The 21,474-nt window shown below is 33.3% G+C and carries 21 protein-coding genes and 1 pseudogene; 7 read left to right on the forward strand and 15 right to left on the reverse strand.

Annotated elements, in window-relative coordinates:
* Window positions 1-293 precede the first annotated feature (293 nt).
* From ACKI42_RS12290 to ACKI42_RS12305, 4 genes are all read right to left on the reverse strand, one after another.
* The gene (locus ACKI42_RS12290) at window positions 294-935 is read right to left on the reverse strand and encodes a TlpA family protein disulfide reductase (protein ID WP_407405870.1); all 642 of its coding nucleotides are present in this window, start codon (window positions 933-935) and stop codon (window positions 294-296) included.
* Between the two features lie 170 nt (window positions 936-1,105).
* The gene (locus tag ACKI42_RS12295; protein ID WP_407405872.1) at window positions 1,106-2,548 is read right to left on the reverse strand and encodes an aminoacyl-histidine dipeptidase; all 1,443 of its coding nucleotides are present in this window, start codon (window positions 2,546-2,548) and stop codon (window positions 1,106-1,108) included.
* 82 nt (window positions 2,549-2,630) lie between these two features.
* Window positions 2,631-3,125 (reverse strand): hypothetical protein, encoded by a 495-nt coding sequence (locus tag ACKI42_RS12300; protein WP_407405874.1) that lies wholly within the window; start codon window positions 3,123-3,125, stop codon window positions 2,631-2,633.
* Between the two features lie 17 nt (window positions 3,126-3,142).
* A complete protein-coding gene (locus tag ACKI42_RS12305) occupies window positions 3,143-3,748 on the reverse strand; it encodes a hypothetical protein (RefSeq protein WP_407405876.1) in 606 nt (201 codons plus the stop codon).
* A gap of 111 nt (window positions 3,749-3,859) precedes the next feature.
* Between ACKI42_RS12305 and recR the strand changes: the two genes are divergently transcribed.
* Together recR and ACKI42_RS12315 are read left to right on the forward strand one after the other, a co-directional pair.
* On the forward strand, window positions 3,860-4,471 hold the full coding sequence (gene recR, locus ACKI42_RS12310; RefSeq protein ID WP_407405878.1) for a recombination mediator RecR: 612 nt from the start codon (window positions 3,860-3,862) through the stop codon (window positions 4,469-4,471).
* An 8-nt stretch (window positions 4,472-4,479) separates the two neighbouring features.
* Window positions 4,480-5,310 (forward strand): glycosyltransferase family 2 protein, encoded by an 831-nt coding sequence (locus ACKI42_RS12315; RefSeq protein WP_407405879.1) that lies wholly within the window; start codon window positions 4,480-4,482, stop codon window positions 5,308-5,310.
* A gap of 53 nt (window positions 5,311-5,363) precedes the next feature.
* Here ACKI42_RS12315 and secG read toward each other — a convergent pair whose 3' ends face one another.
* From secG to ACKI42_RS12330, 3 genes are all read right to left on the reverse strand, one after another.
* Complete coding sequence (gene secG, locus ACKI42_RS12320; protein ID WP_407405880.1) at window positions 5,364-5,702, reverse strand: preprotein translocase subunit SecG; 339 nt, start codon at window positions 5,700-5,702, stop codon at window positions 5,364-5,366.
* A 118-nt stretch (window positions 5,703-5,820) separates the two neighbouring features.
* On the reverse strand, window positions 5,821-7,866 hold the full coding sequence (locus ACKI42_RS12325) for a M16 family metallopeptidase (RefSeq protein ID WP_407405881.1): 2,046 nt from the start codon (window positions 7,864-7,866) through the stop codon (window positions 5,821-5,823).
* A 113-nt stretch (window positions 7,867-7,979) separates the two neighbouring features.
* Window positions 7,980-9,293 carry a M16 family metallopeptidase gene (locus ACKI42_RS12330; RefSeq protein ID WP_407405882.1) on the reverse strand — a complete coding sequence of 438 codons (1,314 nt, stop codon included), beginning with the start codon at window positions 9,291-9,293 and terminating at the stop codon, window positions 7,980-7,982.
* A gap of 210 nt (window positions 9,294-9,503) precedes the next feature.
* On the opposite strand from ACKI42_RS12330, the gene ACKI42_RS12335 reads away from it, so the two are divergent.
* From ACKI42_RS12335 to ACKI42_RS12350, 4 genes are all read left to right on the forward strand, one after another.
* A complete protein-coding gene (locus tag ACKI42_RS12335; RefSeq protein WP_407405883.1) occupies window positions 9,504-10,121 on the forward strand; it encodes a hypothetical protein in 618 nt (205 codons plus the stop codon).
* A gap of 267 nt (window positions 10,122-10,388) precedes the next feature.
* A complete protein-coding gene (locus tag ACKI42_RS12340; protein ID WP_407405884.1) occupies window positions 10,389-12,719 on the forward strand; it encodes an ATP-dependent helicase in 2,331 nt (776 codons plus the stop codon).
* Window positions 12,720-12,725: 6 nt separating this feature from the next.
* Window positions 12,726-13,160, forward strand: coding sequence for a rhodanese-like domain-containing protein (locus tag ACKI42_RS12345; protein WP_407405885.1), 435 nt, complete (start codon window positions 12,726-12,728; stop codon window positions 13,158-13,160).
* Between the two features lies 1 nt (window position 13,161).
* Window positions 13,162-13,656, forward strand: a complete 495-nt coding sequence (locus tag ACKI42_RS12350; RefSeq protein WP_407405886.1) for a TlpA family protein disulfide reductase — start codon at window positions 13,162-13,164, stop codon at window positions 13,654-13,656.
* A gap of 35 nt (window positions 13,657-13,691) precedes the next feature.
* Here ACKI42_RS12350 and ACKI42_RS12355 read toward each other — a convergent pair whose 3' ends face one another.
* Entirely contained in the window at window positions 13,692-14,075 is a 384-nt protein-coding gene (locus ACKI42_RS12355) for a DUF3037 domain-containing protein (protein WP_407405887.1), read from the reverse strand.
* Window positions 14,062-14,835, reverse strand: coding sequence for a HipA family kinase (locus ACKI42_RS12360; protein WP_407405888.1), 774 nt, complete (start codon window positions 14,833-14,835; stop codon window positions 14,062-14,064). Before ACKI42_RS12360 ends, ACKI42_RS12355 begins: the two co-directional genes overlap by 14 nt.
* Before the next feature lie 112 nt (window positions 14,836-14,947).
* On the opposite strand from ACKI42_RS12360, the gene ACKI42_RS12365 reads away from it, so the two are divergent.
* Window positions 14,948-15,796 carry an alpha/beta hydrolase family protein gene (locus ACKI42_RS12365; RefSeq protein ID WP_407405889.1) on the forward strand — a complete coding sequence of 283 codons (849 nt, stop codon included), beginning with the start codon at window positions 14,948-14,950 and terminating at the stop codon, window positions 15,794-15,796.
* Between the two features lie 67 nt (window positions 15,797-15,863).
* Here the strand turns inward: ACKI42_RS12365 and ACKI42_RS12370 are convergent, their stop codons facing one another.
* The 6 genes and pseudogenes from ACKI42_RS12370 to ACKI42_RS12395 form a co-directional block, all read right to left on the reverse strand.
* Window positions 15,864-16,685: a flavin reductase family protein gene (locus tag ACKI42_RS12370; RefSeq protein WP_407405890.1), complete on the reverse strand. Its 822-nt coding sequence runs from the start codon at window positions 16,683-16,685 to the stop codon at window positions 15,864-15,866.
* A gap of 228 nt (window positions 16,686-16,913) precedes the next feature.
* A pseudogene (locus ACKI42_RS12375) lies at window positions 16,914-17,327 on the reverse strand (GxxExxY protein).
* Window positions 17,328-17,443: 116 nt separating this feature from the next.
* Window positions 17,444-18,691 (reverse strand): fumarylacetoacetase, encoded by a 1,248-nt coding sequence (gene fahA, locus ACKI42_RS12380; protein WP_407405891.1) that lies wholly within the window; start codon window positions 18,689-18,691, stop codon window positions 17,444-17,446.
* 60 nt (window positions 18,692-18,751) lie between these two features.
* A complete protein-coding gene (locus ACKI42_RS12385) occupies window positions 18,752-19,210 on the reverse strand; it encodes a hypothetical protein (protein ID WP_407405892.1) in 459 nt (152 codons plus the stop codon).
* Window positions 19,211-19,278: 68 nt separating this feature from the next.
* A complete protein-coding gene (gene hppD, locus ACKI42_RS12390; RefSeq protein WP_407405893.1) occupies window positions 19,279-20,409 on the reverse strand; it encodes a 4-hydroxyphenylpyruvate dioxygenase in 1,131 nt (376 codons plus the stop codon).
* A gap of 231 nt (window positions 20,410-20,640) precedes the next feature.
* On the reverse strand, window positions 20,641-21,423 hold the full coding sequence (locus ACKI42_RS12395) for a hypothetical protein (protein WP_407405894.1): 783 nt from the start codon (window positions 21,421-21,423) through the stop codon (window positions 20,641-20,643).
* Window positions 21,424-21,474 lie beyond the last annotated feature (51 nt).

Raw genomic sequence — 21,474 nt, forward strand, 5'->3', positions numbered from 1 at the left:
CAAGTTTTGGGAATTTTAGAAAATGAGTTTCATTTTTAGGCTGAGTTTCCAGTCTTGAATTTTTGATTCTTTTGTTTCAAGACAAAAGAATAATAATTAAAAAAAAGAAAGATTCTTCACTTCGCTACGCTCCGTTCTGAATGACAAAAATGAAGAAATATGAATTTGTCAATTTGACCAAGAAAAAATGTATAAATAAAAACCTTCAATTTACTTCATTGTAGTAATAAAACAAAATTTCAGAAATATTGTAATCTTTACAATACTAAGTGTTCTAGTATGGTATTGATATCCTATGTATCATAAGTAATCTCTCCTAAAACATTGTGGATAATTCCGTTTTTATCTAAAATTAAATTGGTAGGAAAAGCTGAAATCTTTAATTTATCAATTTCAGATTGAGCGTTTACTATATGTTTAAAATTAAATGGAGTTGATTTTAAAAACTCACCCACTGTTTTTTCATCATTAAAGGTAATCGTGATAAAATTTGCTTTTTGTCCAAATTTTTCTTTTAGTTTATTTAATGACGGAATTTCTTCAATGCAAGGTGGACATCTCGTGAACCAAAAATTGATAAATGTGGGCTTCCCATCCAAATAATTCTTCTTAAATTTTCTACCATTATTATCACTGAATTTTTCAATTTCAAATCTACTTCCAATCTTTTTTTTAGTTTCCGCATAAGGATCAAAATCATTAACTCCTTTTTTGTAGATAGTTAGTCGAACGTATTTGATAATAGAATCATTTTTGGTGATTGTTTTTAAAACTAACTCCTCAATGTTTGACTCTTTTTTATAATTCGTCTTTTTTGAATCGTATTGATTCTGATCTAAAGTAATTTTCTCATTGATGATTTTGTAATACGTTTTTTGTGCAAAGCAAGCTAAACTCAAATGAACTATTAAAAGTATAAATAATTTAGTTTTCATAGATAATGTGTAATATTTGATGGTATAAACTTAAGCATTTATACACGGTTAATTTTAATGGTATTAAAAATTAAATTACTAAAAGATTATTTTATACAAAAAACCGCTTGAGATAAACTCAAACGGTTTAGTTTATTTAAAAAGTAGTTTAAAATTTACTTTCAAAAAAATTATTTTTGTGGAATATTTGCTAAAATTTCTTTTAAGAAAGTCCAGAATTTTTGTGTAGAAGTAATATTAGCTTTTTCTTCAGGAGAGTGTGCTCCACGGATTGTAGGTCCGAAACTTACCATTTCCATTGCTGGATAGTTGGCTCCAATAATACCGCATTCCAATCCGGCATGGCAAGCCACAACATGAGGTTTGTCCCCGAATTTTTCTGTGTATATTTTCTCCATAATCTGTACAATTTCAGAACCTGGTTTTGGTTTCCATCCTGGGTAAGAACCACTCATTTCTACCGTCATACCTGCCAATTCAGATACACACTTCAATTGTTCTGCTACAGAATCTTTAGAAGAATCTACAGAAGATCTAGAAAGATTAAGAATTTTTAGATTTCCTTCTTTTAGTTCTACTTTTGCCACGTTGTTAGAAGATTCTACAAGGTCTGGTACATCTGGGCTCATTCTGTAAACTCCGTTGTGAAGAGATTTTAGAACGTATATTAGTTTTTTAGAGTCTTCCTCAGAGATTGCTTTGCCAGTACTTTCTGCCACGGTAATATTAATCTGTAAGTGAGCTTCAATCGCTACAAATTCTTCTAGAATTTCATTTTTTAGTGTTTCTAAAGTTGCTAAAAATTCATTCGCATTTTTTACCGAAACAATAGCGATAGCTTCTCTTGGTATTGCGTTTCTTAAGCTTCCCCCATCAATAGAGATTACTTGTAGGTTTTGGTTTTCCAAACCTTTGTACAATAATCTACCGATGATCATATTAGAGTTTCCGAAACCTTTGTGTATGTCCATACCAGAGTGACCTCCGCGTAGACCTTTTACTTCAATTTTTACCGTTTCTCCTTTTGCATTTTCTGTAGCATAGGTATTAGAAACCGTAACATCTACACCACCAGCACAACCGATATCTATCTCATCATCCTCTTCAGTATCTAGATTCAATAATATTTGTCCTTTTAGTTGACTTGGTTTCAAGCCTAGAGCACCTGTCATACCTGTTTCTTCATCAATGGTGAAAAGTGCTTCCAATTCTGGATGAGGAATATCCGTGCTCTCTAGAATAGACATAATTGTAGCCACACCCAAACCGTTATCTGCGCCTAGCGTAGTCCCTTTTGCCTTTACCCAATCTCCATCCACTTCCATCTGGATACCTTGCGTTTCAAAATCGAAAGTAACGTCATTGTTTTTTTGACAAACCATATCCAAATGAGATTGCAACACAATAGATTTTCTATTCTCCATCCCTGCAGTAGCGGGCTTTGTGATAATTACATTACCTACTTCGTCTACCGTTGTAGGAAGACCAAGATTTTCACCGAATGTCTTGATGAAAGCGATTACTTTTTCTTCTTTTTTTGAAGGTCTAGGAACCTCATTTAGTTTGGAGAAATTTTTCCAAATTACTTGGGGTTCTATGTTTGAAAGTGCCATAAAATTTTATTTTTCTCAAAATTACAAAATAAAAAAAGGCCTCTGAAATTCAAGAAGCCTTTTTTTGTGTTTATTATGCAAGTTAGCAAGCACATTCTCCGTAGATAGGGATTTTCACTATCGTTCCATCCGTTTTTTCAATAGTTATGGTACCATCAAACAGCATCGCTTCCTCATGTTTTATTTTTTTACCTTTTACAGAAATTTTATAATCATTATTTTCTATTTCTTTGGATAGCTCGTCATCAGACTCCATATCACTAGAGGAAAGTAAATTCATGACCAACCTTTTGCCCTCAATTTTCATGTATGCGGTTTTTCCGGCATCGTCTGCATAGATATACTTTTCATTTTCAAAATCGCTCTTATTTTTGGCAAAATAGCAAGAACATTCTTTGATTTCTGTAGGAAATGCAAAGGTTTCTATGGCAATTTTTTCTGTATTTGTAGTCGTTAATGTAGAATCATTGGCAATAGCTAAAGAATCTTGCGCAACAGAACTCGATGGCAGTTGAGTGTTGTCTTTTTTGCAACTCACCAAAACAAAAGCAGCGAAAAGTAGAATAGAGTATTTCATTATAATTTATATTTTTATTATCCTCTTGCTCTTTCTAATAGTACCATCATGAGTAAAGATAGTATCACCAAACTTTCATCTTCATCATCGATATCAATCAGCCTATCCAACTGAAATCGTCTGCCTAGCATAGATGGCATTTTTTTTAGTCTAAAATATTCTTTACCATTGGCATCTTTCACAGTATAACTCGGATTTAGGAAATATCCTGTAAACATCCCAACTACAGGGATTTCTCCAACCATACCATCTAACAATTTTATCCATGGATTATCCTCAGTGATGATAAACTTGGGCTGATCGTTACTATCTATTACATCATAACTAGATTTCCAGATAGAACGCATACCTTTTCTAGCCAATCTTCCAAAATTCTTACCAAGAGCAATCTCTTTGATAGAGTAGGAAGCATTAAAATCTATCCATTGGTTGGCTTGTATTCTGTATAATTCCTTAGATTTACTATCATCATTGAAAACTATTACATCTTCTTTCAGCTTAAACATCTTCTGGCGTACATAGGCTACAGGCTTATCATTTTTATCTGTGATATTGAAATCGCTAGCGAGTGTTGAAATTTTAAATTTAAAATCTAATGGATAGTTTAAATTATTTAGTGCCATCTTGTGTAAATTATTTTTTGTTTCATCAAAGATATATTTTTTATTGTAATAACATTAATTTTACACTACAATACCCTATAAATGATGATTTTTTAATTTATTTTTGTAATTATGGATTATCCAAGTAAAGTATTGGCAAAAGCCGTTGACGAAATAGCAGGTCTTCCTGGGATTGGAAGAAAAACAGCCCTGCGCCTTGCTCTCCACCTTCTGAAACAACCCACTTCCCGAGCCACCAACCTTGGAAGTTCTATCATCAATCTTGTTAATGATATAAAATATTGTAAAGAATGCCACAATTTTTCTGATGAGGATATTTGTGAAATCTGTAGCGACGAGAAAAGAAGTGATGAGATTATCTGTATCGTTGAAGATGTACGAGATGTTATTGCTATAGAAAATACAGGAAAATACAGAGGAAAATATTTGATATTAGGCGGCAAAATTTCCCCTATGGAAGGAGTAGGACCTCACCAACTGAATATAACAAGTATTGATAAAAAATTAGAAATAGGCAAAGCCAAGGAATTTATTTTTGCGCTAAGTGCAACCATGGAAGGTGATACAACGGCTTACTATATTTATAAAAAATTTAAAAATTCAGGCATTAAATTCTCAAGTATCGCTAGGGGTATATCTGTAGGTGATGAACTAGAGTATGCTGATGAAATTTCTTTGGGAAGATCTATCATTAATAGATTACCCTACAATGAAAAGGATTGATGAAAAATATGAAGTTATCCATTATTATTGTCAATTATAATGTTACCCAACTTTTAAGAAATTGCCTTTTGTCTATCAAAAAGTATTGTCTAGAGATTTCCTATGAGGTCATAGTGATAGATAATGACTCTACAGACTCTTCTTGGAAGCAATTAGTTGATGAGTTTTCAGAGGTTAGATTCATATCTTCTAGTATTAATGAAGGTTTTTCTAGAGCGAATAATAAAGCCATCAAACAAGCAAAGGGGGAATATGTACTTTTACTAAATCCAGATACAGAATTTGAAGATTATTATATTAAAGATATTATTGATTTTGCAGATTCTAAGGCAAATTTTGGAGGTTTGGGTATAAGAATGCATGATGCTGAAGGAAATTTTTTACCAGAGAGTAAAAGATCTGTACCAGATATGTACAATTCATTCGGAAAGTTGTTCGGAAAAATCTCAAAGGAAAATTCTAAATCTTATTATCGTAACGATATTGCGGAGGATGCCATTGCGTCTGTGGAAGTAGTAACGGGAGCTTTTCTATTGGTAAAGAGGGAAACATATAACCAAATAGGAGGTTTGGATGAGTCTTATTTTATGTATGGAGAAGATATAGACATTTGCTATACCCTCCTTAATCATGGACTGACCAATTATTACTATGGAAAAGCTTCATTGCTGCACTATAAAGGTGAAAGTACCATAAGAGATAGACAATATCTGGAGCGATTTTATGGAGCCATGCAAATATTTCTAGACAAATATTATAAAGGCAATATTTTGCAATATTGGCTACTCAGTGCAGGTTTACAATTACGATATGCGATAGAGAAAACCCGTATAAAGTAAATAGCAAAAGCAACTCCTAGGAGTTGCTTTTGCTTATCTAATGATTGAGTGTCTTATTTAGTAGCGGGTACTGATACCGGCGCTGTAGTTTGTGAGGCTGGTGCAGTTTTAGCAGGCGCTTCAGTTTTAGTTGGCATTGGAGGTGCTACTTGTTTTGGTTTACCAGTTACCACTACACTTATAAGAATAAGGATAATGATTGTTGCTCCTAAGCTCCAAGTGGCTTTTTCCATAAAGTCGTTGGTTCTTTGTACTCCGAATTGTGCAGAAGATGCACCTCCGAATGTACTCGATAGACCACCACCTTTTGGGTTTTGAGCCATAACAACGATTGATAGTAATACACTAGCAATCATAATAAGAACCATTAATAATACAAATATAGTCTCCATTAATATTTTTTCTTTGAAAGGCAAATTTAATCTTTTTTTACCGAATAGCAAAAAAAGATTGTAGTAAAAGTAAAAACGGCAACAATTGTTGCCGTTTTTCTAGAGATTACCCTATAATTTATTTGAAATCAGCTTCTTTTGCTGTATTTATTTCATAAGAATTTACTTTCATCACCATCTCCATTCCCATTTGGTTAACAGACATTGTGTAAGGAAACTTTACACCATTCACTTCTTTGTAATCAGAAAATGTTTTTGGTATTGTAATTTCTTTACCTTCATTCTTTACTGTTTCATTTTCTCCCGTTTTCAAACCCGTTTTCACACTATAAAAATACGTGTTGCCATAGGCTTTTATCGCATAAGAATCTTCACCATTTATCTTTTCTATACCTGCCAATTTATAATCTGCAGATTTAGCAAAAGACATTTCTTTGAAAAGATCCGTATTTTTTAATTTCTCCTCGATTTCTTCAGGTTTCATTGTTACCTTCTGACCCATTTGCTCAGAATATCCCGTTTTACCATCGAAAACTTGCTTTTGCATGGTTTGCCCCATCATAGAGATAATGTTCGCTTCTTTTCCTCCTTGTGCTTGTATTGTTTTAAAGTCGATTTTTTGACCTTGCATATCAATTGTACCATTCATCACATAAGAAGAAATCTTGGATACACTAGCCTTTCCTCCAATAGCTGCAATATATTTATCTGCAATAGTTGCTACTGTTACATTAGCATCTACTTTTTGTACCGTAGGCTTTGCTACAGGGTTTGCATTGCTATCGAAATACTTTACAGGATAACCTAATTTTTCTAGCCCTTCCGAGATTTCCGACGCTTTACCAGCAATAAAAATTCTACTTTGGTTGGGTAATATGGTTGCTTTTACAGCATTTGCTACATCTGCAGTAGTTACCTTATCGATCGATTTTAAATAATTGATATAAAAATCTGATGGTAAATCTTGTACTTTTTGGTTTAGGGCAAATCTTGCAATTGTAGCAGGTTGTTCTAGAGACATAATAAAGCTTCCTTTCAATTTAGCTTTAGCATTAGCCAATTCTTCAGGTTTTACAGTAGAAATACCATTTATTTCCGTCATGAATTCCTTTACAGCTTTATCCGTAACTTCATTTCTTACACTTGCTTCAGCGGAGAATGATGGAGAATATTTACTCGCCATCATCGTAGAATAAGCACCGTACGTGAAACCATTTTTCTCACGAAGATTCATGAATAATCTTGCTTCACCTCCACCACCAAGGATGTAGTTGGCAATGGTAGCAGGGAAATAGTTAGCATCCTTCATTTTTAATGTATTTAGGTTGCTTACAGACACTACAGATTGCACTGCAGTTGGGATATCAACTACATTGATTTCTGTTTTTGCCACGTTGTTAGCAGGCTCTAACGCTGCGTAAGTTGTATTTGCTTTTTTCCAATTGCTGAAAGCTTTTTCTACCATCGGTTTTACCTGGTCGAATTTTACATCACCAACAATTACCAAATAAGCATTATCTGGAGCGTAGTATTTCTTGTAAACATCTTGTACATCTGCTAACTGAATTTTGTTGATAGATTCTATTGTTTCAAATTCTCCTCTAGAAGTGTTTTTTCCATAAGTAACAGCACTGGATACTCTAGAAGCAATGGCATTGGCACTTTTTTCTTCAGATTTTATCCCTTCGATAGCTCTATCTTTAGATTTCTGAATTTCGTCTGCCGCAAATTTTGGATTGATAATGGCATCTGCCATTAATCCTAAAACCTCAGGGAAATATTTGGATAAAGAGTTAGAAGACGCACCCCCCGAATTAAATCCTAGATTAGCTCCTAAGAAATCTACTTTTTTATTGAATTCGTCTTTGCTAAGGCTTGTTGTACCGTTACCCAATTGGTCTGCCATGATTTGGCTTACTCCCACTACAGCACCTTCATAGTAAGGTTGTCTATCCATAGAAAGACTCATATTTACTCTTGGCAATTTGCTATTTTCAACCACCATTACCGTCATTCCGTTTTTCAGTTGGAAGGTTTTTGGTTTTGCAATGTTAATCGCTGGAGTAGGCCCAGCTTTTGGCATCGCATTAAGGTCTATTTTTTGTGCAGATAGCATTCCAGAAAATAAAAATGCAACGGCTATATATGTTAATTGTTTTTTCATTTGTAAAAATTTTAGTGTAATAATTCTTGATTGATTTGATTTTTAAATCCCAAAAGTGTAAAATACAAAAGGTCTTGTTCTTTCAGGTTAAGATCTTTTAATCTAGATAAGAATTACTTTTTTTCAGGTACGTAATTGATGATTACTCTTTGGTTAGAATTAAGATATTTTTTCGCAGCATTCTGCAAATCTTCTTTGGTGATAGATCTGTAGATATCAATTTCTTTGTTAATCAAATTGGTATCACCCATCAATACATGATAGGTTGCCAAAGATCCAGCAATCCCCTGAATACTTGAATTAGAATTTACAAACTGGTTTTCGAATTTATTTTGAAGTTTTTGATAATCTTCCTGAGAGATCAGCGTAGTCTGTAGTTTTTTGATCTCAGCATCAATATCAGCTTGTAGTGCTTGCTTCGTAGTTGCTCCCATTGGGATAGCAAAGAACCCAAATACTCCGTAGTCTTCCATACCCAAGTTGAATGCTTGTACTTCTAAAGCTTTCTTATCCTGATCTACCAATTTTTTGTACAATACAGAAGATTTTCCACTGCTTAGGTAAGATGATAGCATATTCAAGATATACGCATCTTTATCTTTGTTAGACGGACTTCTGTAGGCAAAAATATATGCAGGAAGTTGGATGTTAGGATCTGTGACAGTTTTTTCAGTTTCCTTTGTGATAGGAGATTCTTTAGGGAAGTTCTTAGGCGTTACAGTACCTTTTTGTAACCCTCCATAGTATTCTTCAATCCATTTTTTAGTTTGCTCTGGCTTTATGTCTCCTGCAACTACTAATGTAGCGTTGTTTGGCACATAGTATTTTTTGTAGAATGCCTGAAATTCTTCCAATTTAGCCGAGTTCAAATCGTCAATAGATCCGATAACAGAACCGCTGTAAGGGTGGTTGGTAAACAAGTTGGCTTGGATAGCATTCATCAAATTACCATACGGCTGATTGTCCATTCTCAACCTCTTTTCCTCCTTTACAACCTCTCTCTGAGTATCTACCCCAATTTGGTTAATCTCTGCGTGGCGCAATCTTTCAGCCTCCATCCAAAGTCCCAATTGCTCGTTGTTAGACGGGAAAGTTTCGTAGTAGTACGTTCTATCCATCGTAGTATTGGCATTGTTTTGACCTCCATTAGAAGAAACAATTTTAAACCATTCTCCTCTTTTAATGTTAGGCGTTCCTTCAAACAAAAGATGTTCGAAAAAATGAGCAAAACCAGTTCTTCCTTTCACTTCATCTTTAGCTCCTACATGGTACATAATCCCCGTAGTTACTACAGGTGCTGTATTGTCTTGGTGAAGAATTACGTGTAAACCGTTTGGTAAATCATATTCTTCGAATTTAATTTGTTGTGCATTTAGCATAGCTCCAAATAAAGCAGCCGCAGCGGCACTAAGAAGTCGTTTTTTCATAAATAGAAATTGTTTTGTGTATTAGTACATAAGATTGCCAATTTGTTACACGATTCTGCAATTTTTTTCATGTAAATATATCTTTTAGAGTGTATAAAATGCTCAGAACTGTAAAAAACCTTCTTACTAGGGTGCGACAGACTTTCGGGGAATATTAAACTATTAGATTTTGTGTATTTTAGCTACCAATTAATAACCGAGATTTTACAAATGAAATGTATACCCAAATTAACTGTTTTATTGACTGTTTTATTGGAAAGTTGTAATCCAAATTCAACTCAATCATCTCAAGAAAATTATATTGAATCAATCCAAAAAAAAGAGTTTGAAAAACATGATGAATTATATGAAAAATCAGGCAAGCTTATTGGTGAATTTGAGTTTAGTTTAAAAGCAGATGAGAATCAAATGAAAGATTGGGAAGATGGAATTATCCCTTGGATAAGTTTACAGAATCCTGAATTAGAAATAAACCAATTAATAAATGCAAATGAAATTGTTATCAAACAATCAACGATCAATATTATTTTTGATTATCCTTTAAATAAACCTGCAAATTTTGAGTTTAAAAATGAAAAGGGATTTAATAGAAAAGACTTGATACTTTTAGTAAGCAAAAAATATCATGAGATCTATAATGAAGAAGAAAAAAGTGCCAAAACCAAGACAATTCCTATAGATAAAAGAATAGGAATAATAAACAGAAACGAAACTGATGGTAAGTATGGAATTTGGGGACATGATTTATCTGACTTAGATTTAAGCGGAATTGAAATACATCAATCAACCGACGGAAAAATTAATCTGATATTAATAGTAGAATCCTAACTAGAGTTAATAACTAAGCTTTTGTTTTGCTTGAAGGAAAAATAATAATCTTATTGAATATTACTGATAGCTTTTAGGAAGTGTTATGGTTATTAAGATATTCAATGTTGAAAATATTTCAACCCAACCTCTCTAGAAACAATTCTGGAGAGGTTTATTTTTAAACAAATAGTAGCAAAAATATTCAAGCTCCTCACCCGCATTTTTAATAATTTGAATTCTCCTTATAATACACTAATTTTGTAGCTCCCAAAATTATTTTGCTGTATGGATTATCTGAAAGGTCTCAATGAGGCACAATATGAAGCGGTTACCACAATACAAGGTCCTCTAATGGTGCTTGCAGGTGCGGGTTCCGGAAAAACGCGTGTTCTTACCATGCGTATTGCACATCTTATTACCAATGGAGTAGATCCTTTCAATATTTTGGCGCTTACCTTCACCAATAAGGCAGCAAAAGAAATGAAAGAACGTATTGCCAAAGTGGTAGGACAAAGTAATGCGAGAAGCCTTTGGATGGGTACATTTCACTCTGTATTTGCAAGAATGCTTAGAAGCGAAGGACATCATTTGGGGTATCCTTCCAACTTTACCATTTACGATCAGCAAGATGCACTGAATGTAATAAGAAAAGTAATAAAGGATATGAATTTAGATTCGGATTTGTACAAACCAAAAAAAGTGCAATCTAGAATTTCTACCTATAAGAATAATCTGATTACGGTAAAAGCGTATTACAACAATCCAGAATTGGTAGAAGCTGATGAGAAAGCCAATATGAAATTTATTGGTAAAATATATCAAAAATATGTAGAAACGTGTTTCAAAAATGCCTCTATGGATTTTGATGATCTTTTGTTAAAAACCAACGAATTGCTGACGCGTTTCCCAGAAGTTTTAGCCAAATATCAAGATAGGTTTCGATATATATTGGTAGATGAGTACCAAGATACCAACCATTCTCAGTATCTTATTGTAAAAGCGTTGGCTTCCAAATTTGAAAATATTTGCGTGGTAGGAGACGATGCGCAATCTATTTATTCTTTTAGAGGTGCCAATATCCATAATATCTTGAACTTTAAAAAAGATTATCAAGATGCCGTTACGGTTTCGCTAGAGCAAAATTATAGATCTACACAAACCATTGTGAACGCAGCCAATGTAGTAATTGCCAAAAACCTGCAACAGTTCAAGAAAAATGTGTACAGTGAAAACGAAGAAGGTGACAAAATAAAAGTGTACCGCTCTTTATCTGATGCGGATGAGGCGAATTTTGTAGCCAATAATATTTGGGAGCTTAGAAATAGAGACCAAAGAAAATACAGCGATTTCGCTATTTTGTATCGTACCAATTCTCAAACGCGAGCATTTGAAGATTCATTAAGAAGAAAAAATATTCCGTACAAAGTCTACGGTGGTTTATCATTTTACCAAAGAAAAGAAGTTAAAGATCTGATTGCTTATCTTCGATTATTGGTAAATGAAAATGATTCTGAAGCGCTAATGAGAATCATCAATTACCCAACGAGAGGAATTGGCGAAACTACTCAGAATAAACTTATTGTATTTGCAGATGCACAAAATGCATCTATTGCTCAGGTTTTGGATAATCTTCCGATGTATGCGCCTCATCTAGGATTCAATAATGGTGTTCTTACCAAGTTGAGCGATTTTTGGGGAATGATAAAAGCCTTTAAAGTTTTGTTAAAAACCGAAACTGCCTACGATGTAGCCATGGAAGTGGCAAAGCGAAGCGGTTTAATTAAATTTTTGAAGGACGATCAAACGCCAGAGGGCATTTCTAGAATAGAAAACGTACAAGAATTGATGAACTCTATGCAAGGGTTTATAGACGAGCAAATACAGCTAGAAGATGGTGATCCTAGTTTACCTAATTTCTTAGAAAACATTGCACTTTCTGCTGATACGCAGAGAAAGGATGATGATGAAGATATGGTTTCTCTAATGACTATCCACTTATCCAAAGGGCTAGAGTTTCCTGTGGTACACTTGGTAGGTTTGGAAGAAAATCTCTTCCCAAGTTTTATGAGTTCTACCACGCGTGAAGATTTGGAGGAAGAGCGAAGATTGTTTTATGTAGCACTTACAAGAGCAGAGAAACAAGCGTTTTTCTCTTATGCTATATCTAGATTTCAGTGGGGAAAAATTACCGATGCAGAACCTTCTCGTTTTCTAAGCGAAGTAGATGAGGAATATATAGAATTCTTGAATCCTGCAATGGAAAGAAGATTCATTAATAATGCGGGAGTAAGCTCCAATATTTTTGATGAACATCCTAGTGAGATGAGAAGCTTTAAAAAAGTAGAGAAGAAAACCATAGAAAGAGCAGACAAAGACCGTCCAATTGCAGAACCTAGAAAACTAAAACCTGTAAGTACAGCAAAAATTACCAACCCAAGTGGGGCATCTTCTCAGGATATTGAAGTTGGAGACAAAGTGCGTCACGATCGTTTTGGGATTGGCGAAGTTGCTTTCTTAGATGGTACAGATCCTCAAAATATAAAAGCAAAAGTGATTTTCTTACACGAAGGTGAGAAGAATTTGATTTTAAAATATGCGAAATTAATTAAGATTTAGTAAAAAATGAAAAAATTAGCGTTGGCATTTAGCCTTGTGGTTTGTTTTACAATGATGGTGAATGCGCAAATAATAGAAGAGTTATGGACTGCGGCTCAGCTGATGGAAACCAAAGAATTGGCTACAAAAATAGAGAATAAAGAAACCGATAAGTTGCTTATCATTTCTATAGGTCCAGATGCTGTGGTAAAGGGTTCTGTCAATATTGGAGCTACACATGATGCTCATAATTTGGATAAACTAAAAACATATCTAAAAGATGTACCGAAAGATAAACAAATAGTAATCTACTGTGGATGTTGTCCTTTTTCTAGATGCCCAAACATTAGACCAGCATTCAAACTAATGATGGTTTTAGGGTTTAAAAATACGAAACTGCTGAATGTTCCTCACAACATCAAGACCGATTGGATAGACCACGATTATCCTACTGAAGATTAATATGAAAAGTTTTTGGATCGTAATAATGCTTCTGATAGTTGGAGGCAATATGCAAGCGCAAAATTTGGAAGTGGGAGACAAAGTTCCCGAGATAACTGCTCTTACTATTTCTGGGCAAGATTTTAAACTTTCGGAAGTAAAGAAAGAGTATATTTTGCTAGATTTTTGGGCTTCTTGGTGCGCACCTTGTGTGGAAGAACAACCCGAATTGATGAAAATTTATTCTGAATTTTCTGAGCAAGTAAAAAATAATAAGTTTGATATTATTGGGATTTCTCTAGACAAATCCAAAGAAAATTGGACGAAAGTAGTAGATAAAAATAAGATTGAATGGACACAAGTTTCCGACTTGAAATTTTGGAAAAGTCCAATTGCTAAAGCTTATTTCATCAACGAGTTGCCTTATAATTTAATTATTAATAAAGAAGGGAAAGTGGTAGCAAAAAATCTTCATGGTGAAGAATTAGAAAACTTCCTCAAAAACCTTTTAAAATGAATAGAAAAGACTGTCCAAAAAGGGCAGTCTTTTTTTTATTTCACCAACTCTTCAAAAAGTCTTTCAAAAGTAGCTTCCAAATCTTTGGTTTTTCCGGGATGAGGTCGTGATGTTTGTACCACAGCGCTTCTTACAGCTGTTAGCCAACGAAAACGATCTGGGATTTCCATTTGGGCAATTGGGCCGCCGTCTTTAGATCCGCTTGCTATTTTTTTGAAGCTTTCCAAATTTTGTATAATATCATCGTAATCCAGCTTAGAATGCATATACTTAAATTTGTCTTTGCAAAGATGAAATTCTACTCGGATGAATTTTTCTCTTTTAGAAAACAAAACCAATCCGATATTGAAAAACTCTTCTCTCTCTACTTTGGGCACTAGCCTTATTACGGCGTACTCGTATATTTTATCCTCTTGCATTTTTGGCTTCGTTTACAAAGATTTGCGAATTTTCTAGTCTAGTTTTCAAAAATTGAAAATAGATTTCTCTTATTTCTTCTGGCGTTTCATCGGCATCATTCCAATGCAACCAATCTTCTGGGATGAGGTTTACAATTTCTCTAAAGATGTTTTCGTTCAATACTTCTTTAGCAAAAGCATCAGCAGCATCTAGCTGGCTCGCTTGTGGAAGCAAAACATGGTCTTTTACATATTTGAATGGCGTTTTAGCAGCAGTGTCAAAATTTTGCCAAGAATGATGAAAGTAAAAAGAAGCGCCATTATCTATCACCCAAAGTTCTTTGTGCCACATCAAAAGATTGGTGTTTTTGAAAGTTCTATCGATATTGGTAATAAAGGCATCTAGCCAAACAATTTTGGATGCCAAAAGTGGGTCTACTTTTATGCTAGAATCAAAAGCGATGGCTTCAGAAAGATAATGTAAACCCAGATTAAGACCTTCTGAGAATTTTAGTAAATCTTGTATTTCTTCATCAGCTTCAGTTCTTCCAAAATCTACATCCAAATTGGCGAAAACCAACTCTGGAATAGGTAAGCCTAAAGCTTGTGTTATTTTTCCTCCAAGCAATTCGGAGATCAGCATTTTTACTCCATGGCCTGCGCCTCGGAATTTCAAAACATATTTAAAATTATCATCAGCCTCTGCCAATGCGGGTAAAGAACCTCCTTCTCTCAGTGGAAGAATGTATCGCATTACCGTTACGGTACGTAAATTCAACATAAGACAAAAATAAGGTTTTTATACGATACCTGATTATGAACTCAAAAGCATATTGCTATCATAGATAACAACTGAATTTATTTTATTACATTTAAATTTATAAAATGAAAAAATGAATATAATAGTCAATAAAAATATCATCTTATCCAATCCTGATACGAAACAATTTTTGGTAGATGAATTCTATCCCGAATCTCAGGAGAAACTTCCGCTAGTTGTTTTTGTACATGGGTATAAAGGACACAAAGATTGGGGAACTTGGGATTTGATGGCAGAGAAATTTGCGAAGTCTGGTTTTTTCTTTGTTAAATTCAATATGTCGCACAATGGTACCACTGTAGAAAATCCCTTAGAATTTGTAGATTTAGAAGCATTTGGTCAAAATAATTATACCAAAGAATTATCAGATTTGGGTATCATTTTAGATCATTACTATGATAATCTGAAAATAGATCAAAACAATATAATCTTGATTGGGCATAGTAGAGGAGGCGGAATTTCTATTATTAAAACAGTGGAAGATGAGCGCATCAATACGCTGATTACCTTGGCTAGTATCGATACGCTAGATCGTTTCCCGAAAAATGATGCGTTTGAAAATTGGAAAAATAAAGGTTTCTACACCATAGTAAATGCCAGAACAAAGCAAGAAATGCCTCATTACTATCAATTCTACGAGGATTACGAGAAAAATATTCATCGTTTTGATGTGGAAAGAGCAATGGAAATGATAAAGGCAAATGTTTTAATTATTCATGGGACGAAAGATGATGCCGTAAGTGATAAAAGTGCCGAACATTTACATCTTTTAAATCCCAATTCTGAATTGTTTTTAGTAGAAAATGCCAATCATACCTTTGGAGGTAAAGAACCTTGGGAAGCGTCTACTTTGCCAAATGAGTTGAATCTAGTCGTAGAAAAATGTATCGATTTTATTATTAAGAAAATTAATAATAATTAAATAATTCATCAACCAAAAAAGAGAGCTCAGTAGAACTCTCTTTTTTAATTTTAGTATAAAAAATTGGTTAATTAATCAAAATTTCCCAAGCTTCAGCAATATTATTTTGTAGCAATAATTCTTGTGCTTTTTTATGAGATTCTTCACCAGATTTGTAATTACCTACTGGTAAAACTTCCACATTGGCAAGCATTCCCAAATCGTTTCCTGTAAAGACTTTGCTTAGCTTTATAGCATCCGGAAGTTGATCGAATCCAATGCCTTTTGTAACCAATGGTTTTGGCACTTCGAATAAATTGTTTTCATTATTTCTAGAATACCAATTCACACCCAAACGAGCCACCATATCTAGTTTATTTTGATCTAAATTTCCATTTTCATTAAGGTATTCTTCTCTAATGTGGATTTTTATAACTTCACAAATAACCAAATTTCCTGCGCCGCCTTGTTCTCCCAATGGTTTTACTTCAAGTACTTTACATTCGAAATTTACAGGGCATTCTTCAATCAGTTTCGGCTGAATAAAGTCCGCATCTTTCATGGTTAATCCCGCTTTTACAAATTCATTTACACCTTCATCATATTCTGTAGACGAAAGCGATATTTGTTGTACAATTGGGTAGTTTACGGTACCAATCACTACTTCTGGAACTTCTAGAACGTTTTCTAAAGTATGCTTTGTGGTATTGTCTCTAACTCTTCTGGATGGAGAAAATATAAGAATCGGAGGCACGGTACTGAACATATTGAAGAAGCTGAACGGAGATAAATTGCTATTTCCATCTTTGTCTACAGTAGAAGCTAATGCGATAGGTCTTGGTGAGATGGCAGTTTGCATAATGGTTTGCAATTCTACCGCGGATAATTCTGAAGGAATTACTGTTTTCATAATTACATATTAATTTCTAAAGTTGTGCAATTAACACATGAGTCACATTAGATTTATTATTAAACATTTTGAAAATACTTTAGAGCCTATTAGATTTAAAAATCAATATTTTCATTTTAAGTCATTTTCAAAGTTTAATATTTCTAAACTTGAGCATTTAACACATGAGTCACATTAGATTTATTTTTAAAAATACTTTAGATCACATTAGTTTAAAAATCAAGATTTTCATTTTAAGTAAGTTTCAAAGTACTTACTAACGAAGGTTTCTGTTCCTTCATGATATAAATTAAAAACATTGAAATTTATTAATATAGATTTTGGAACTCTAAGTAAATTCATATAATTCATAGTTTGAGCTTTATGAATATTGTGAAACTCTGTAACCGATTTTATTTCAAAACCAATGGCATCTTCAATTAAAAAATCGCATTTAACATTACAATCAATATTTCGATCTTTATATATAAGTGGGATTTCCATCTCACTTTTATAATTTATGCCAAGTATATCAAATTCTCTTTATAGACATTTATGATACACATATTCATACAGCCCTGTACCAACAATTTTATGCACTTCAATGCATATTCCAATTATTTTATAAGTGAGTTCATTTAAATATTTTTTAGTAAGCATCATAAGTGTTTTTATTTTTTAATTAAAAGAAAATCTTCGATTTTCAAGCTTATGCGTCCTTATTTATAGATAAATGAACTCACTTTGTGACTGATGTGTCAAATGTTTTTTAAAAAAAACTATTTTGCAGGAAGAATTTTACCAGAAACTTCACCGAAACCTACTCTGATGCCGTCTTTTTCAGACCAAGCTTTCATCGTTACAGTATCGTTGTCATTAATGAATTTTCTTTCTTCACCATTGCTTAGTTTTATTGGGTTGGTTCCTCTCCAAGTAAGTTCTAGCATAGAACCAAAAGATTTTGGATCGCTACCAGAGATTGTTCCACTTGCATACATATCTCCAACTTCTACATTACAACCATTAATAGTGTGGTGAGCCAACTGCTGAGTCATATTCCAATACATAAATTTGTAGTTGCTTTCTGAAACGATATTGTGCTCTCCGTTTTCTGGCTGAATATAAACTTCAAGATTAATGTCTATATTTTTGTCGCCTTCAAATTTCAAATAATCAAATACTTCAGGTTCTTGTTCTGGAGAAGCCGTTTTGAAAGGTGCTAAAGCCTCCAACGTCACAACCCAAGGAGAAATAGAAGATCCAAAGTTTTTACCTAAAAATGGTCCTAATGGTACATATTCCCAAGCTTGGATATCTCTTGCAGACCAATCGTTGAAAATGACCATCCCAAAAATGGCATCCTCTGCATCTGCAGTTGAAATACTTTCTCCCATTTCTGTGTTTTTGTTAACGATAAAAGCCATTTCAAGTTCGAAGTCCAATTGCTTGCAAGGTCCAAAAACAGGTTTTTCCACATCTGCAGGTTTCATTTGCCCCTTTGGTCTATGGATATCAGTACCCGAAATCACAATAGAAGAAGCTCTACCATGGTATCCTACTGGGATGTACTTCCAGTTGGGTAATAATGCATTAGCAGGATCACGAAATAATTTCCCAACATTGGTAGCATGCTCTATACTGCTATAGAAATCGGTATAATTGGGTACATGCACAGGCATCATCATTTCTACCTCATCTACTTCATAAAAGGAATCTTCTATTGTTTTTTCATCTTTAGATAAGAGAGAATTTTCCAAAAGAAGTTCTTGAATTTTTAGACGAACCGCATTGGTAATAGGTTTTCCCAATTCTATAAAATCATTAAGATCGTATGCATCAAAAACATTTTCGTCTAGCTCTTTGATCTCATTAAAATAACCAAGATCATATAATGTTGCCAAATCAACTATTTGGTCTCCAATTCTTGTACAACAAGAGACATATTCTTTATTGAACACTGCAACACCAAATGGTATATTGTGAATAGAAAAGTCTGAACTTGCGTTATATTCTACAAATGATTTCATTATTCTTGTAATTAGTTTGTTTAAGTTTTAAAATAAATAAAAATACGTTGGTAAGTATCATTATTTTTTAGAATAAGATTCTTCATCTATCCATCTTTCTCTTGTATTGATATCAATAAGATATACAATATCATCTTGCTTGGTAAGAAGCAGTGTCTTGGAAACAGGAATGGGTATCTTTTGATTTTCCAATTTATCGGCTCTTAGGGAAAGTATATTTTTCTTTCTAATAATATCACCAGAAAATACATTAGAAGTACTTTCGTTAGTTGCTTTATCATCAAACATATCAACGTAGGTTACATTATTACCTTTAATGATTATAAAACTTCTTTCCGTATGATCATCAAAATCCTTAATAAGTACAAATTTTTTATTATCTAGACTAAGATTTTTTAAATTTTGGTGGATGCCCGCACGTTGCTCTAGTTTAGTAAGTATACCATTAATAGCCGAATAATTTTGAGACTTAGCAATTACACCAGCCATCAACAGAGTACAGATGAATATTTTTTTCATGTATTTGTGTGTTTTTAAAAAAAAGTTTTGCCAAGAAAAATCTTGACAAAACTTATAGCTATTTAGAATTAAAGATTTCCTCTTTTTTCTTGTTCTCTTTCTAAAGCTTCAAATAAAGCTTTGAAATTACCCGCACCAAAACTTTGTGCTCCATGTCTTTCTATAATTTCGAAGAATAGGGTAGGACGATCCTCTACTGGTTTTGTAAATATTTGTAATAAGTATCCTTCCTCATCATGATCTATCAAGATACCTAGATCCTGAAGTTTTTGTAGATCCTCATCAATATGACCTACTCTCTCAGGAACCATATTGTAGTAAGCTTCTGGTGGAGCAGAAAGGAATTCTACACCTCTTTTTTTCAATTCAGTTACCGTATGGATGATGTCTTTTGTAGCTACAGCAATATGTTGTACGCCTTCTCCTTCATAGAAATCTAAATATTCTTCTACCTGAGATTTCTTTTTACCTTCTGCTGGCTCGTTGATCGGGAATTTTGCAAAACCATTACCATTAGACATTACCTTAGACATCAAAGCAGAATATTCTGTATTGATTTGCTTGTCATCGAAAGAAAGTATATTTACAAATCCCATCACTTTCTCATACCATTCGACAGTAGGGATCATTCTGTCCCAATCTACGTTACCTACACAATGATCTACATATAATAATCCAGCTTCTTCTGGATTGTAATCGCTTTCCCATTTTTGGTACCCTGGCATGAATGGACCTGTATAGTTTTTTCTTTCGATAAACATATGTACCGTCTCACCGTAAGTATAGATACCAGACATTTTTACTTCTCCGAACTCGTCTGTAAGCGTTACAGGTTCCATATAAGATTTTCCGCCTCTCTTTGTTGTCTCTTCATATGCTTGGTAAGCATCATCTACCCAAAGTGCCAATATTTTCACTCCATCACCATGTTTTTTTACATGCTCATTGATTACGGAATCAGATTTGAGACCAGTAGTAAGAATTAATCTAATTTTACCTTGTTGTAAAACATAAGAAGCACGATCTCTTACGCCCGTTTCTGGACCTGCATAGGCAACAGATTGAAAACCAAATGCTGTTTTATAATAATGAGCAGCTTGTTTAGCATTTCCCACATAAAACTCAATATAATCTGTACCATTAATTGGCAAGAAATTCTCTGCCTGAGCTATTTTTTCGGCAAATGTAAGTGTAGACATAGTTTTAATTTTTTACTTTTATTTTATAAGCTGCAAATTACAAAATTCATTTAAATAATTAAAATATAATCATAATTCTGAATATTATAGAATTTCTAGTGAAAATAAGAGTCTGTATAAGTATTTTTAAGTTTGTTATTTATATAATGCATTGTCTACATTTGCTAAACAAACACGATGTCGAAAAACAATTATTTTTTTTAAAATGAAAGCTATTGGAGTTTATAGCTTTCATTTTTTATTATTAAGTCTACCCGCGTGAGGATTGTAGTTATCCCATATTTTCCAAGTATTGTTAATTTTTTTAATAAAATAGATTTGGGTATTAAGTTGGTTTACAAAGTGTTCTTCTCCTGTTTCTCCAGATTTGAATAGCAAATTCCAGAATTCTTGCGTTTCTAAAATTTTTTTATCAGGCTCATCTGTAACGATATTGATATCAAAAATTTCAAAGTTGGATCTATTATTCTTTGTAATGAGTTCAAGTTTTCTCTCACAAAGTTCTTTACTGAACTCAGAAACTCTTTCTAAAAAAGGTGAATTGTCAAATACCAAATCCTTAAAAAGATCGAGTTCTAATTGGGGGAATTTTTTATATAATTCAAAAACTTGAGTACTATATTTATACACAATATCAGTAGAAAAGTAATGTTCCATAGATGGATAAGTCTTTACTTTCTCATTTTTAATATTTGAAATATAACTATTGAGATCTTTATAACCCAAAAATATGCAGATTTTATCCAAGGTCTTTAAAAATCTTAAATCATTATGAGTTTTATCTTTATAATCGTTTTCAAAAAACCTTTGCAACGTGATATGTGAAATAGTATTTCCTAGTTCAAATTTTTTGTCCTGTGTAAGTAGGTTCGATAAAGCGAGTTCGTGTTTTATGATTTCAGATAGAATAATATAATGACTTCTTTTCCATTCATCAACTTTTCCAAGTACAGAATCTTTTACCTGAGAATGTTTTACGACTTCCTCCTTTATAGAATTATATATAGTCTTCAATTGTGTTTTTTTATAAAAGTTATTTTTTCATCTATTTTGCCAAAATAGCTT

It is taken from the genome of Chryseobacterium sp. (assembly GCF_045629545.1).
In the GTDB taxonomy this organism is placed as follows: domain Bacteria; phylum Bacteroidota; class Bacteroidia; order Flavobacteriales; family Weeksellaceae; genus Chryseobacterium.